The following is a 13,669-nucleotide window of genomic DNA, read 5'->3' on the forward strand; positions in this document are numbered from 1 at the left end:
TAGTTGGAACTACTTGATGAGTCGGATTTCCGAGGTGCCGAGGTCCTCGCCGCCCGGAATGTAGTTTCCGGAGCTAATAACCGTGTACTTGACGAATTGACCGATAACGCAGCGGTCGTTGCCGCCCGTACAGGCCAGAGAACTTGTCATCCCGGGGTCGCTGCCGGTGTTGCGGAACTCGTAGACTCCGTTATTGCCGAATTTCCAGCCCCATATCTTGAAGGTGGCGTAACCGATGACATGGAAGGAGCCGCCCTGCCCGGTACCCGAAGAAGTGTCGAAAACGGGAAACTCGACCTTGACTTCTCCCCCTGCCAGAAGCGTCGTCTTCCAATTGCCAAGGATGGTGGCGCAGCCACTTGGAGGATTGTTGCCGGGGTCGGAGCCCATGTCGTTGGTGCCCACTTGGGTATTGGCGACACAGGGCGAATCTTCATCAAGCCAGCCCCAACCACCTGGAATCTGTGTACCGGAGGGGCCCGTGCACGTTCCCCCGGGCTTGTAGGACATTTTTTGGACCTCTGCAGTCTGGCTCCCTGAGGCCAGGTTGTAGCAGTTGTCCGATAAAGCCAGAGGGAAACCTGAACCGCTACCAGGCAAACCGGCACCTGCCGTCGCCTGGGCTCCCACAGTTACTGGGCCAGCGTTGATGGCATTTGCAAAAAGGTTGGTCAGGAAACTGGATGAACCGTTCTTGGTTGACGTTGTAACTGTCACTTGGCCGGGGACGGAAAGGTCTACGGAGGCGGTGCTCGCGGCATCATTGGAGTTCGAGTTTGCCAAGCCGTCAGCTAAGGCAGGAAGGCATGTGCCGTCTTTGCAACTTTTGGCGACAGCCAAGGCACCGGCGTCGGCCCCGTTCTGCAGCTGTGAGCGTTCAGCATAAATCTGGCCAACGTCAACTGCCATGGCTCCTGCGCCTATGAGAACAAGCATCATCACGGCGACTGTTACGCCCGCCGCTCCGCGTTCGCCTTCCGCGACCCTTGCCTTTTTAACTAGCCGCCACATTGCATGGCCCCTTTGCCTGTAACTGTGAGTGTGGACCCGAAGAAGCCTGTCAACGATGAGCCGTTGTACTTGACGGTCACAACGGCGGTCGAGGCCGGCGTTGCCGCTGGGCAAGTTGCCGCGGTGTAGTCGAAAGTAAGTAGCGAAGAGTTGATAGAAGGAGCCCCGGCCTTGCCGGCGGCAGTTGCCTTTGTCGCGTCCTTGGTGATGGCCATCGTCCGGGCAGCCTCGCGGGATGCCTGAGTCACCGACACCTGAATGTTGTAGGCGTTGGAGAACTCGACGATCGCGATGATCAAAGCGATAAGGATCGGAGCAACAAGGGCGAATTCGACGGCTACTGCGCCTCGCTCGTCATGCTTGCGAGTTTTATGGCTGCGTTTCAACGGGTCCCCCTGGACGGTTGCAGCGTGGACTTTAAGTGCGGTGTGCCGCGCTGTTGGGGCGCGGCACACCGTCTGGATCTTGCTACCAGGCGCCGACGGAGCCGGCGAGGTTGCTGAAGAACGTGTTCAGGTTTCCTCCGAACAGCGTTACCCCAGCCACTATCACGAGGGCTATGAGACCAACTAGGAGCGAGTACTCAGTCGCCGTTGCACCCTTTTCGTTCGAAAAGATCGCCCGGACAGTTGTTGCCAACTGCTGAAGAGTTGCCTTGAACTCAAGCATCTACTTGCCTTCCTGTCCGCGTTCGCTGCTACCAGGCGCCGACCTTGCCGGCGAGGCTGCTGAAGAAGGTGTTCAGGTTTCCGCCGAAAAGCGTCACGCCAGCAACAATCACCAGGGCGATAAGCCCAACGAGCAGCGAGTACTCCGTTGCAGTCGCGCCCTTTTCCGTGGAGAAGCGATCCTTGACGCCGGCAACAAAAGCCATCATCGAGACCATGAGAGAAGTCATTTTAGTTTTCCTTAATTCGGTGAAATGGATTGAATTTATTTCAACGAATTTCCAGCTGCCCCCATAATTCCTTAGCGGCTGGACTTCGCTAAGAAGAGATTGTCATTGGGGGCACATATGCAACAATGCGTAGTGGTACTCGACTTTTTCAACCGGCGTTAAAGCCACGTACTCGAACGGCAGAGTCAGTACTCAGAAAGCCAAGCATGTAGAGAAACCACTACTTGGACGCAGCGCGAACTTGACGGGGGAACGGGCCCGAAGATCGACGTGGAACGTTACTGGAGGAAGAATACGGCAACCGCAGTCGCGCCGAGCATTGAGGGGCCGTGAGCCACTTCTGTGGCTCGTTTCCTGCCCTTTCGGCTGAGAATCAATACCGTGAGTAAGCCGTTCAGGATGAAGCCCAAGAGTGCGCCGTAGAGCAGTTGGCTCCAGCCTAAGTACCCAAGGTAAAGGCCGACGGGGGCAGCGAGCTTCACGTCGCCCATTCCGATGCCCCCGGGAGAAATTAGCCCCAAAATAAGGTAGCCGACAAACAGAATGACTGCCCCAAGCGTCGCGCGCAGGAGGTCGTCAGTCTGCTTATCAAATATTCCGGCCATAAATATAAGTAAAAATCCACCCGCGAGCAGCATTAGTACGAGCGGGTTCGGCAACAAATGTAGTACGACGTCAATCCGGGCAAGCTGGATGCCAAGTACAGCCAGGAATATGAAAGCTGGCAGCGCTAAACTCGTTCCAAACTGCAAACTAAAGGCTATGCAGGCGACGCTGGTTAGAGCCGCCGTCGTAATTCGGAGGGGACGGGCCGGGAGGGGGCCCACTCTCGGAAGATGCTTGGCGATGAGTGCTTCGGCGACAGGGGAGAGGGCCAGGCCCAAGATGCCGGCACCGAGCGCCAGCAGCCACCCGGTAGAAACGTCATTACCCGTTGCAAACAAGATGACCCCCTGCGTCCATGCCGGCGGGAGCTGAGACGCCGTCCGGCTACCCCATTTTGACCCTGAACCCCCTAACGCGCTAATCTTGGTAGTCGTTGTGCGTGTCCTATTCCGATGGTGCGTGCCCGCTTGAGAATCCGGTTGCAGGATGACTACTCAACGTGCACATTCGGAACCTCAGGATGACTGGTTACATAGAGCCCTCACCTCTGTTCCGGTAGCGCGCAGACAGTAGGTGCACGAGCTAGTGACACCTAAACAAGAACGCCAGAACAAGAACGAGGCAAACACCGTGCGTACGTACACCCCGAAGCCCGGCGATATCAACCGCCAGTGGCACGTCATTGACGCCACAGACGTTGTCCTTGGTCGTCTTGCAAGCCAGACCGCAATCCTGCTGCGCGGCAAGCACAAGGCCACCTTTGCGTCCCACATGGACATGGGCGACTTCGTCATCATCATCAACGCTGAGAAGGTAGCCCTCACCGGCGCCAAGCTGGAACAGAAGCGCGCATACCGCCACTCCGGCTACCCGGGCGGCCTGACCTCCGTCAACTACGCGGAGCTGCTGGAATCCAACCCGGTCCGCGCCGTGGAGAAGGCCATCAAGGGCATGCTCCCCAAGAACTCCCTTGCTGCCCAGCAGCTGGGCAAGCTGAAGGTGTACCGCGGTGCAGAGCACCCGCACGCCGCCCAGCAGCCCAAGACTTTCGAAATCACCCAGGTCGCCCAGTAGTCCTGGCCACCAAACAACTTATCTATACAAGGAGAATCGTGGCTCAGAACGAAGAGACCACCGAGGCCGTCGCGGCCGAGGAAACCCTGACCAGCTACACCTCTGAAAGCTCAGCTGCCGAAGCTGCGCCCAAGAAGGAGCGCCCGGCACTGACCGTTGCCGGTGCTGCAGTTGGCCGTCGCAAGGAAGCCGTTGCACGCGTTCGCGTTGTCCCCGGTTCCGGCAAGTGGACCATCAACGGCCGCGCGCTGGACAACTACTTCCCGAACAAGCTGCACCAGCAGGACGTCAACGAGCCCTTCAAGATCCTCGATCTCGAAGGCGCCTACGACGTCATCGCCCGCATCCACGGCGGCGGCATCTCCGGCCAGGCCGGTGCCCTGCGCCTCGGCATCGCCCGTTCGCTGAACGAGATCGACGTCGAGAACAACCGCGCCACCCTGAAGAAGGCCGGTTACCTCTCCCGTGACGCCCGCGTCATCGAGCGTAAGAAGGCCGGTCTCAAGAAGGCCCGCAAGGCTCAGCAGTACTCCAAGCGCTAAACCCGCTTGCACGAAAAGCCCGTCCCGCCATTTGGCGGGGCGGGCTTTTTCTGTCGTCTTAGAATGTCGAGAATGCTAGAGCATCCGGGACTAAGGAGCCATCGTTACGGGCGGACATTGCTGTCCCTGTTTTCAAGACTCGCCTCTATTGGTTGTCTCAGGTCATAGACGATAGCTCCGTCGATCGTGGTGGCCTGATATCGGGATTTCACCCAGTCCGAGATCTGCATCAAGGTAGCGCTACGATCCGGTAGCTCCAAATGGTCCTGATGCCATACCAAGAAACAGATATTGCCGCGACTCACGTGATCTGTGAACTGACTCAAAGTTGGCGCTGGATCCATACCAGCAAACCCGCCGATGGGCATGACGGCTCGGGACGAGGCCAGCTGAAGCTTGGCCGCTGATTGAGAGGGATATGTTGCTGCTCCCCAAGTGCAGGTTGATGTGTCGTTTATCAGCTCCACCAGATTCGGTCCTGGATCGAAACCAAACCCAATGTCGTAGGCCCAACCGGGGTCTTTCCTGCTAACGCCATCGAGAAATCGGCTGATGCTCGTTGTACTTTTCGTGAGAGGACCGGACAAAGGATTCGAACCGCTGTGGGGCACTGCGGCTGTATATATCGACGTTGCCAAGGGGGCAGCGACAAGTCCGACCGCTGAAAGGGCGCATGCAGCTATGTTTAGCCACTGAACCGGTGGCGGCACGGCGAGCAAGGCGGCGCCGGCAAGGCCAGAAGCAAGCATCGAAGCGAGCAACAGCGGGGACCAGTCGGACACAGTGTTCATCAGTGCCCAAGCGACGAGTGTCCCGGCCGCTACAGTAAACGAGGCCGCCAACCTTGCCTTCTTCTTTGAATTCCAAACCTGGAGTGCCTCGACCCCGATTCCTATGATCAAGGCAAGAGGAGGCGCGAGCGTGGCGGTGTAATAGGAGTGGATGCCATCTCCCATGAACGAAAGCATCAGGTAAGTGGTTATGAACCAACCTGCAGAGAGGAGGACGGTCGCTTTCCTGCCTCGCGTGGCGGTAAGCCTTCGCCATCCCGCGGGAAGCCAAAAACAAGATAAAAGGGCGACCAGGAGTAGCCAACCTGCTTCCTGAGCAAAATTTCCGTTAAGAAGCCGAAGAAGGCCCTGATCGCTTTCGACGGATCTGAAGTGTGCAGGAATGAGGCTGACGGTAGGGTCCTTGGCGGCAGGTACCAGGCGGTTGAACCCGTTGTAGGCCAAGGTCAGTTGTAGAACACTGTTGTCCGTTGATCCACCAATATATGGGCGCGCAGCAGGTGGTACGAGTTCTACCACTGACATCCAGAGACCGCCAGCAAAAATCAAGGTGATCAACCCGATGCAGCAAGTGCGGATCTTCCGCCACCACGCCATGTGGCTGCATACCAGGAACGCGACCGCCAACGCGGGGAGGCTCAGCATAGCCTGCAGTTGCTTGGTCATGAATCCCAACCCAAGAATGAGTCCTGCATACGCGAAGTAGCGTGCTCGGCCTGATTCCACCGTGCGAACTACGAAGTACGCCGCAGCCACCATCAGCAGCAGCATCAGTGGATCGGGGTTGTTGTACCGCGACATCAGCGTGATGATCGGCGTCGTGAAGAAGACGATTGCAGCTGTCAAAGCAGCAATAGCAGAGAAATTTCGCCGCACGAGTAAATAGATGAGGAAAGTTGTCAGGACTCCCATGACCGCTTGAGGCAGGAGAATACTTTCTGGTGAAAGTCCAAACAGCCTGGCCGAAGTCCCCATAATCCATAAACTCAACGGAGGTTTATCGACCGTTATAGCATTTCCCCAGTCTGATGATCCGAAGAAAAATGCCTTCCAATCCATTGTGCTGGCTTGGACGGCGGCCGAATAAAAAGAATTTGCCCAGCCACTTATGCCAATGTTTGTAAAGTACAATATGGCATTGGACAGCAGCACAATCAACAGGGCCGGTCGTTCCCAGGCGGGTTGGCCCAGGGGTCTTTGCAGAAACGTTCGGACACCGGAGAGAATTCCCGAGTTGCTCCGCTGGTGTTGAGGATCGACAGTGGGCGCGGTTACTGAGCTGCTAGCGGAGATCGAAGATTTTGACATTGTCAACCGTCTGCTCCTTGAAGTTGTTCTGGACCCAGTCTGTGATCTGTAATGTTTCCGCGCTCAGTTCATTCCTGTCTAGGAGATCCTGCTGCCATATGAAGAAGCCGATGCGGTTGTCGGCCACGAGTTTCTGGAACTGAGCCAGACTCATCGCGCAGATTCCCCGGCAGGACGAAATGCCGCCAGGGCTGACCCTTCTTCACTGCGGCTGGCACGGAAGACCCAAAGTCGCAGGAGGACGAACCTCATCAACGTCGCGAAGATGTTGGCTGCAGTCAGGGCCAAAAGTTCCACATTCGGCGCTGCGTCTGGATTTGCGGCATGCAATAGCAGGAGGGAGGAGGACGTTATTGTCCACGCCAGTAAAAATACCAATAAGCCTTGGAACTGCTGTGTGAAGAGTTTGTCCGGCCCACTAATGCCAAACGTGAACCGGCGGTTGGCCGCTGTGTTACCTACTGCGGTCAAAAGCAGAGACAGGAAGTTCGCCTCCTGCGCGCCGAAGGGCCCCTGGAGAACGAGATACAGCAAAGCGAAAGCAAGAGTCGAAACCCCTCCCACCAGGCCAAAGCGCAACACTTGGCCAAAAAAGCTTGGCCGTCCCACTGGCACAATCGGCCGGCGTCCCAGTTCGGCGTATATTGCCTGAACTGGTATAACGCCCTTAACCAAGGACCCCATAACACGGACCATGCCCCGAAGATCGTCGAGGGCGGTCTGCTTGATGTCCACCCGGCTATCAGGGTCATCTACCCAATCGACAGGGATTTCATGAATGCGAAGACCTGAGCGTTCAGCAATAATCAGCAGTTCTGTGTCAAAGAACCAGCCGTTGTCCTCAACATGAGGGAGCAGGCGTTTAGCAACATCAGCCCGAATCGCCTTGAAGCCGCATTGGGCATCGGAAAAACGCACCTGCATCGTGCGGCGGAGAAGGAAGTTATAGGACCTGGAAATGAATTCACGTTTCGGGCCTCGACTCACCCGGGAGCTCTGCCCCAGTCGAGTGCCAATGGAAATATCGGAGTGCCCGGACAGAAGCGGAGCTACCAGAGGCGGCAAGGCTGCAAGGTCAGTGGACAGATCCACGTCCAAATATGCAAGAACCTTGGCGTCGGATGCGCTCCACGCGTCTCTCAGCGCGTATCCCCGTCCTTTGACCTCAAGGCGGCGGTATTCAACGTTCGGCATGTGCTCGCTGAGTCGAGCGGCAATCACCGGAGTCCGGTCGGTGCTTGCATTATCGGCGATGGTTATTTTCCACGTCGACGGCATTTCGTGCGTCAGATATTCGGCGAGCCTACTGATGCTGTTTTCGAGTACCGCTTCTTCATTGAAAACCGGTACTACAATTTCGAGCGCCAAGCCCCCATAGCTAGGTGTCATGCTTGGAATAGTAGGGGTGGCGAGAGTCGGAGGGCGAGGCTTTCTCCCAAAGACGAGTACTCATCAGCCGAAAACAGGTAGTCCCGATCCCAGCGGCACTGATGACCTAGCTAATTACCTATTTCTCTGGGTGGTGTACCCCAGTGACCGTTGCCGTTCGCGCAGCCAGAGGGCACCGCGAGAGCGCAACCATTTTTCCGCTGGCTTCTAAACGAACTCATGAAGGAGACCGGAAAGTGCGATCGCGGCATCGATGGCGAGGATCCCGGCAGGCCCGCCAGATCCGTGGAGAGGCCTACATCCACATCCGCCGAGACTTCGGCTTTGGAAGAGCTCCATGCATCACGAAGGGCGTGACCGCGCCCCTTAACGTCCAGACGTCGATAAGTAACGTTGGGGACAAGCGCAGCCAGACGTGCGGCATTAGCTGGTTTGTGTTACCTGTGCTGGCGTTGTCGGCGATGGTAATCTGCCACGTGTTGGCATTTCCAGTTTCAAATAATTCGCGAGATCTCTGATGCTCTTATCGAGTACAGATTCCTCATTGAAGACCGGTACAACAATTTTAAGCCCCAGGCCCCCATGGCTTGGATTCATGCTATATATGCTTTAGATGCCAGTGGAGGGCATACTAGGGATGCGCGGAAACCTGTGGGATTCTTATGAATTCCTTAAGGAATCCTTGATGAATTGGGGAAATCCTTGATGAATTGGCTTGCTGCACTGCCGGGTCTAGCAGGGGCAATCGCAGTGCTCATGATTCCCGGGCTGCTCTTGGGCTGGGCGCTAGGATTTCGGCACATATGGGTGATTTCATTTGCACCCGTCCTGACGGCGTCAGTTGTTGCAGTGTCCACGCTGGCCTGTTGGTGGTTGCAGATCGACTGGCACATCGGCATCTTCGGTGTCGCCACCGTGCTGATTGCTGGAATAGTTCTCTCGGTGGTCCGTTTGGCGGGCAGACGATGGCCGGAGAGCTTTGCATGGAAACCGGTGGGTCACTCAGCGGGGAGAGCGTACTGGATCGCTCTCTTGACGGGCGGGGTCTTGCTGACATTGCGTTATGCCCAGATTGTTGAGCACCCAGGCAACATCAATCAGGGCATTGATACACCGTTCCACCTTAATTTGGCGCAGCAAATTATAGATTCTGGCGATGGATCGCCCTTCTCTGTGCAGGAGCTTATGGGCGGCTCGGATGAATTTTATCCACAGGTTTGGCACGCGCTCGCAGCTTTGATCGCTGAAGCGACGCGATTGCCAGTGGTTGAATCCTCGAACGCCCTCAACCTAGCGATAGTGGCGGTCGCTTGGCCGCTGGGCGTCCTTCTTTTTGTCTATGTGGTTATCGGGCCCAAAATTATTGCCCTTCTATGTGCCGCTGTTGCAAGCACGGGCTTTTTCGCCTTTCCTTTCACAGTCATGCAGAGCCAAAAGAGCGACTTCGGACCACTCTTTCCCTACATGCTGGCGGTGACGTTTTTGCCGTCGCTCATTACGGTCCTGGCGGCGGTATTGAAGTTCGGCAAGACCACACACTTACCATGGCCTTTGGCCGCAATTACGCTGGCCATCGGGCTGCCGGGACTTGTCTGCACGCATATGTCGGGCCTGGTGGCTCTTGTTGGCCTTTCATCGATTTTTTCGGCCATGGCTGCATGGCGATCGTTCCGGGAGCTCACGCAACGTCGGTCCGGACTCTTCAAATATCTGCAGTGGACAGCCCTGTGGATCAGTCTGTGCCTCTGTAATTTGCTAATTTGGGCAGTCGTACGCCCTTGGACCTACTCGTGGGATCCCATTGATTCGCTTCCTGCCGCAGTCGGGAGTGTGCTCCTGACCGCACCTACGCACGGTGACGTTGCTTGGGGCCTGGCTGCGCTCGTCGCAGCGGGAACGGGCTTGCTGATTCGCAGGTCAACCGAACGGTGGTTTCTGGCGTCCTACCTGGGTGCAGTTGCGCTGTACATAGTGGCGGCGGCGGTTCCTCATTCACTTCTCAGAGCGCTTGTTATTGGCGCCTGGTATGGTGATCCACCTCGCCTTGCTGCTCTCCTGCCAATGTTCTGGGCCGTATTTGCCGGTGCAGCTGGCGTATGGATTTTCGAGAGCGTCTCCCGGTACCGAATCAAATGCATTGTTCCGATGGGCATCGCAGTGTTGGCCGCGTCCGTCATCATTTGGCCGACGAATTCCGACACGACGCCTGGCCGAGAACGCACGTACGCTCTCAATGAGTCTTCACCTCTGTTGACTCCGGACGAGCTCGAATTGTTGAAGCGGCTCCCTGTCGATGTACCAGAGGGTGCCGTCATGGCAAATAACCCATGGGACGGAAGTTCCACGGCGTATGCCATAGCCGATCGACGGGTTCTTTTTGTCCACGCAGCTACGGGTTCCAACGCAGACAAGCTGCTGGTGTCAAAGGAGCTGAATCAAGCCACCCGCGGGTCCGAGGTCTGCGCGGCAGCCAAGCGGGAAAACATTCAATTCCTCCTGGATTTCGGGGGTCGCTATATAGATCCGAAACGAAAGGAAGTAAATGACTTCCCAGGTTTGGACGGCGCCGAGAGCTCATCAGCATTCCAGAAAGTTGACCAGCAGGGCTCGGCGGTTCTCTATAAATTCATCGGTTGCGATAGCTAGAAACTCTCAGCCTCGGCACCGTGAGCTTGTGAGCTTAGGCCAACGCCCTCACGCCGCTCATCCTCTACACTTGACCGGTGTCTAGATTATTTGGAACTGATGGTGTCCGGGGCCTGGCGAACGGTCTGTTGACTGCGGAGCTGGCCATGCAGCTGGCCCAGGCGGCCGCCGTCGTACTCGGCCACGACCGCAACTCCAACGGGTCGCGGCCGCGCGCCGTGGTGGCTCGCGACCCGCGTGCCAGCGGCGAGTTCATCGCCGCCGCCGTGGAAGCAGGGCTCTCCAGCTCAGGTGTTGACGTCTACGATGCCGGCGTCCTTCCCACTCCTGCGGCGGCCTACCTGGTGGCCGATCTGGACGCCGACTTCGGTGTCATGATCTCGGCCTCGCACAACCCGGCGCCGGACAACGGCATCAAGTTCTTCGCCCGCGGCGGCCAGAAGCTCCCCGATGACGTGGAGGATGCCATCGAGGCGCAGATGACCAAGGAAGCTGTCCGCCCGGTCGGTGCCGACGTCGGACGCATCCAGCGCTTCTCCGACGCCGAGGACCGCTACATCGTCCACCTCCTCCAGACCCTGCCGCACAACCTCGAAGGACTCACCGTCGTCCTCGACTGCGCCCACGGCGCCGCGAGCGGCTGCTCGCCCCAGGTGTTCAAGGACGCCGGCGCGAATGTCATCGTCATCGGCGCCGATCCGGACGGCCACAACATCAATGACGGCGTCGGCTCCACCCACCTTGGTCCGCTCAAGGAAGCGGTGGTGAAGTACGGCGCCAACCTGGGCATCGCCCATGACGGCGACGCCGACCGCTGCCTCGCGGTGGACCACGAGGGTAATGAAGTGGACGGCGACCAGATCATGGCCATCCTCGCCGTCGCGCTGAAGAACTCAGGCAAACTCAAGGACGACGTCCTGGTTGCCACTGTGATGAGCAACCTTGGCCTCAAGATCGCCCTCCGCGAAGCCGGCATCAGCATCCGTGAAACCGCGGTGGGCGACCGGTACGTCCTCGAGGAAATGCGCGACGGCGGCTTCAACCTCGGCGGCGAACAGTCGGGCCACGTCATCTTCGCTGACCACGCCACCACGGGCGACGGCGTCCTCACCGGGCTGCAGCTCGCCGCCCAGATCGCCCTGACCGGGACCCCGCTCAAGGAACTCGCCACCGTGATGACCAAGCTTCCCCAGGTCCTCATCAACGTCAAGGGCGTGGACCGCACCAAGGTAGGCAGCAACGACGTCCTGGCCCAGGCAGTGGCATCGGCGGAAGCCGCTCTGGGCGACACGGGCCGCGTCCTGCTCCGCCCCTCCGGTACGGAGCCCGTGGTGCGCGTGATGGTGGAAGCCGCCGACGAAGAGACGGCGCAGTCCATCGCCGAGCACCTCGCCCAGGTTGTCCGGTCCGAGTTGGCCCTGGAGCAGCTCGTCAGCGAGTAACCAAGACAAAAACAGTGGCCCGCCTCCATTGAACTGGTCCCCGATAGTTGGACTGGCCAAATAAGATCCTAAGCCGCGAGGGCCTGGGCACGGTATTGCACCGGGCTCAGGCCCTCAAGCTTTGTCGAGATCCGTTCGGTGTTGTACCAGTGGATGTACTCGTGCAGAGCTGCTTCCAGTGCTTCAACGGTGAGGAACCGGACGTGATGGAAGAGTTCTTCCTTGAGGTGTCCGAAGAAGTTCTCCATCACGGCGTTGTCGTAGCAGTTGCCCTTGCGGGACATCGACTGGACCGCGCCGGCGCCGGTCAGCAGCCCGCGCCAAGAGGTGTGCTGATACTGAAATCCCTGGTCTGAATGCACGAGCGGGTTTTGGCCGTCGTCGAGCAACGCCAGGGCAGCACGGAGTGAACTGTTGGTCAGCTCCAGGTTTGGCGATAAGCCAACGGAGTAGGAGATGATTTGCCGGTCGAAGAGGTCCATGACCGGTGAGAGGTAGAGCTTCCGGTCACTGACGCTGAATTCCGTCAGGTCGGTGACCCACTTCTGGTTTGGGGCGGTGGCGTCGAACTCACGGTCCAGCAGGTTCGGGGCAATTCTGCCCTGTTCTCCCTTGTAGGAGTTGTAGCGCTTCTTCCGCCTGACTTTACAGAACAGCCGAAGGACGCCCATCAGCTTCAGCACGGTTTTCTTAGCAACCTTCCACCCCTTCTTGAGCAGTTCGCTGTGCACGCGGCGGTGCCCGTACCTACCATGACTCCACTTGAAGATGTCCAGGATGGAAGACTTGAGTTCTTCTTGCGGGTCAGGGGCCGCGAGCCGGGCCTGGTGATAGAAAAACGTGGATCGGGCAAGACCCGACACCTGAAGCAGAACCGAAAGAGGGAAATCAGCCTTGAGGGCGATGAGAGCCTGAACCTTCACCGTTGTTTTTGAGCCCTCAAGGCCCGTAATTTTCCCAGATAAGCCACTTCCGCCCGCAACCGCTCGTTCTCCCGCCGCAAGCGCTCCAGCTCGGATATCTCCACCGGAGGTGGGGCGTCGGGTTTCCGAGGTCTACCTTTAGGCTTCGGGCGCAAGGCTTCCGCGCCTTCGCGACGATAGACCTGCGCCCACGTCCTCAGGAGCACCGGCGAGGACAAACCAGCCTCCACTGCCAGGTCCGTCGCGCTCTCACCCGCGAGGAACCGTTCCACCAACGCGAGCTTGAAATCGAACGAGTACGACCGTTTCGTCGGTTTGGTCACCAGCGCTCCTTCACCATGGATCTTCCACCGCCGATGAAGCCTCTTGACGGGCCAGCGGGACACGCCCAGCAAGGTGGCTGTCGCCGTATCCGCAAAGCCTCTCTCAAACCACGCTACAGCGGCCTGGCGCTGATCCTCGGTTAACGAACTGTTTGCACGCAAAACTGCTCCCCAGCGTTGTAACTGAATTTCTCAGTCCAACTTCTGGGGAGCAGTTCACATCAGGAGACGGGCCACGGTTATCAGAGAAAATTACGGCGTGCGCTCCTTCAGCGCATCACGGATCTCGGTGAGCAGCGCCACCTGCGGATCCTCTGCCGCATCCTCTTTAACGTCTTTGTTAATCCCCAGCCGGCGGTTCCGGCGCTCGATCATCAGGTTCATCGGCATCACCACCACAAAGTAGATGGCCGCCGAGATCAGCAGGAAATTAACGATCGCCGTCAGCAGGACGCCAAACTCGATGGCGTTGCCATTGAGCTCAACCTTGGCGAAGCTGTCGAAGTTGGGGGAACCCACAATGGCCGCGACGAAGGGCATCAGTACCTTGTTCACCAAGGCAGTGACCACCGCCCCGAAGGCGGTGCCGATCACGACGGCAACGGCAAGGTCAACAACGTTGCCCTTCATAATAAAGTTCTTGAATCCAGTCAGCATAGGAACCAAGCTAGCGCATGTCCCACGGCCTGGATTTCAGTTCTTCCGGGTCCAAGGGC

At 58.0% G+C, this 13,669-nt stretch carries 15 protein-coding genes; 4 read left to right on the top strand and 11 right to left on the bottom strand.

Features of this window, described 5'->3' with window-relative positions; translation table 11 throughout:
* Nucleotides 1-9: 9 nt before the first annotated feature.
* The 5 genes from QF038_RS05630 to QF038_RS05650 form a co-directional block, all read right to left on the bottom strand.
* On the bottom strand, nt 10-1,011 hold the full coding sequence (locus QF038_RS05630; protein WP_307609262.1) for a TadE/TadG family type IV pilus assembly protein: 1,002 nt from the start codon (nt 1,009-1,011) through the stop codon (nt 10-12).
* Nucleotides 999-1,397: a TadE/TadG family type IV pilus assembly protein gene (locus QF038_RS05635; protein WP_307609263.1), complete on the bottom strand. Its 399-nt coding sequence runs from the start codon at nt 1,395-1,397 to the stop codon at nt 999-1,001. The genes QF038_RS05630 and QF038_RS05635 overlap by 13 nt, the downstream gene beginning before the upstream one ends.
* An 82-nt stretch (nt 1,398-1,479) precedes the next feature.
* The gene (locus QF038_RS05640) at nt 1,480-1,680 is read right to left on the bottom strand and encodes a Flp family type IVb pilin (protein ID WP_307609264.1); all 201 of its coding nucleotides are present in this window, start codon (nt 1,678-1,680) and stop codon (nt 1,480-1,482) included.
* A gap of 28 nt (nt 1,681-1,708) precedes the next feature.
* Entirely contained in the window at nt 1,709-1,909 is a 201-nt protein-coding gene (locus QF038_RS05645) for a Flp family type IVb pilin (protein ID WP_307609265.1), read from the bottom strand.
* A 278-nt stretch (nt 1,910-2,187) separates the two neighbouring features.
* Nucleotides 2,188-2,853, bottom strand: a complete 666-nt coding sequence (locus QF038_RS05650) for an A24 family peptidase (protein WP_307609266.1) — start codon at nt 2,851-2,853, stop codon at nt 2,188-2,190.
* Between the two features lie 292 nt (nt 2,854-3,145).
* On the opposite strand from QF038_RS05650, the gene rplM reads away from it, so the two are divergent.
* Both rplM and rpsI read left to right on the top strand, forming a co-directional pair.
* On the top strand, nt 3,146-3,589 hold the full coding sequence (gene rplM, locus QF038_RS05655) for a 50S ribosomal protein L13 (protein ID WP_015937805.1): 444 nt from the start codon (nt 3,146-3,148) through the stop codon (nt 3,587-3,589).
* A 38-nt stretch (nt 3,590-3,627) separates the two neighbouring features.
* The gene (gene rpsI / locus QF038_RS05660; protein ID WP_307609267.1) at nt 3,628-4,131 is read left to right on the top strand and encodes a 30S ribosomal protein S9; all 504 of its coding nucleotides are present in this window, start codon (nt 3,628-3,630) and stop codon (nt 4,129-4,131) included.
* Nucleotides 4,132-4,235: 104 nt separating this feature from the next.
* Here rpsI and QF038_RS05665 read toward each other — a convergent pair whose 3' ends face one another.
* Genes QF038_RS05665 through QF038_RS05675 form a run of 3 tightly spaced genes read right to left on the bottom strand, consistent with a single transcriptional unit; the run spans nt 4,236 to nt 7,619 of the window.
* Nucleotides 4,236-6,230 carry a glycosyltransferase family 39 protein gene (locus QF038_RS05665; protein ID WP_307609268.1) on the bottom strand — a complete coding sequence of 665 codons (1,995 nt, stop codon included), beginning with the start codon at nt 6,228-6,230 and terminating at the stop codon, nt 4,236-4,238.
* Nucleotides 6,205-6,384 carry a hypothetical protein gene (locus QF038_RS05670; protein WP_307609269.1) on the bottom strand — a complete coding sequence of 60 codons (180 nt, stop codon included), beginning with the start codon at nt 6,382-6,384 and terminating at the stop codon, nt 6,205-6,207. The genes QF038_RS05665 and QF038_RS05670 overlap by 26 nt, the downstream gene beginning before the upstream one ends.
* Nucleotides 6,381-7,619 carry a bifunctional glycosyltransferase family 2/GtrA family protein gene (locus QF038_RS05675; RefSeq protein ID WP_307609271.1) on the bottom strand — a complete coding sequence of 413 codons (1,239 nt, stop codon included), beginning with the start codon at nt 7,617-7,619 and terminating at the stop codon, nt 6,381-6,383. The genes QF038_RS05670 and QF038_RS05675 overlap by 4 nt, the downstream gene beginning before the upstream one ends.
* 705 nt (nt 7,620-8,324) lie before the next feature.
* On the opposite strand from QF038_RS05675, the gene QF038_RS05680 reads away from it, so the two are divergent.
* Both QF038_RS05680 and glmM read left to right on the top strand, forming a co-directional pair.
* Nucleotides 8,325-10,265, top strand: coding sequence for a DUF6541 family protein (locus tag QF038_RS05680; protein WP_307609272.1), 1,941 nt, complete (start codon nt 8,325-8,327; stop codon nt 10,263-10,265).
* Nucleotides 10,266-10,342: 77 nt separating this feature from the next.
* Nucleotides 10,343-11,707: a phosphoglucosamine mutase gene (glmM, locus tag QF038_RS05685; RefSeq protein ID WP_307609273.1), complete on the top strand. Its 1,365-nt coding sequence runs from the start codon at nt 10,343-10,345 to the stop codon at nt 11,705-11,707.
* A gap of 68 nt (nt 11,708-11,775) precedes the next feature.
* On the opposite strand, the gene QF038_RS05690 is transcribed toward glmM, so the two are convergent.
* The 3 genes from QF038_RS05690 to mscL form a co-directional block, all read right to left on the bottom strand.
* Nucleotides 11,776-12,630 carry an IS3 family transposase gene (locus QF038_RS05690; RefSeq protein WP_307609274.1) on the bottom strand — a complete coding sequence of 285 codons (855 nt, stop codon included), beginning with the start codon at nt 12,628-12,630 and terminating at the stop codon, nt 11,776-11,778.
* Entirely contained in the window at nt 12,627-12,953 is a 327-nt protein-coding gene (locus QF038_RS05695; protein WP_307609275.1) for a helix-turn-helix domain-containing protein, read from the bottom strand. The genes QF038_RS05690 and QF038_RS05695 overlap by 4 nt, the downstream gene beginning before the upstream one ends.
* Nucleotides 12,954-13,205: 252 nt before the next feature.
* Nucleotides 13,206-13,610, bottom strand: a complete 405-nt coding sequence (gene mscL / locus QF038_RS05700; RefSeq protein WP_307609276.1) for a large conductance mechanosensitive channel protein MscL — start codon at nt 13,608-13,610, stop codon at nt 13,206-13,208.
* Nucleotides 13,611-13,669 lie beyond the last annotated feature (59 nt).

The sequence above is a fragment of the Pseudarthrobacter sp. W1I19 genome (genome assembly GCF_030817835.1).
Lineage (GTDB): Bacteria > Actinomycetota > Actinomycetes > Actinomycetales > Micrococcaceae > Arthrobacter.

What these genes read in the sequence shown, in the direction of transcription:
- QF038_RS05630 (WP_307609262.1), bottom strand. Translation starts at nt 1,011, where the DNA reads ATGTGGCGGCTAGTTAAAAAGGCAAGGGTCGCGGAAGGCGAACGCGGA.
- QF038_RS05640 (WP_307609264.1), bottom strand. Translation starts at nt 1,680, where the DNA reads ATGCTTGAGTTCAAGGCAACTCTTCAGCAGTTGGCAACAACTGTCCGG.
- QF038_RS05645 (WP_307609265.1), bottom strand. Translation starts at nt 1,909, where the DNA reads ATGACTTCTCTCATGGTCTCGATGATGGCTTTTGTTGCCGGCGTCAAG.
- QF038_RS05665 (WP_307609268.1), bottom strand. Translation starts at nt 6,230, where the DNA reads ATGTCAAAATCTTCGATCTCCGCTAGCAGCTCAGTAACCGCGCCCACT.
- QF038_RS05670 (WP_307609269.1), bottom strand. Translation starts at nt 6,384, where the DNA reads ATGAGTCTGGCTCAGTTCCAGAAACTCGTGGCCGACAACCGCATCGGC.
- QF038_RS05675 (WP_307609271.1), bottom strand. Translation starts at nt 7,619, where the DNA reads ATGACACCTAGCTATGGGGGCTTGGCGCTCGAAATTGTAGTACCGGTT.
- QF038_RS05680 (WP_307609272.1), top strand. Translation starts at nt 8,325, where the DNA reads ATGAATTGGCTTGCTGCACTGCCGGGTCTAGCAGGGGCAATCGCAGTG.
- mscL (WP_307609276.1), bottom strand. Translation starts at nt 13,610, where the DNA reads ATGCTGACTGGATTCAAGAACTTTATTATGAAGGGCAACGTTGTTGAC.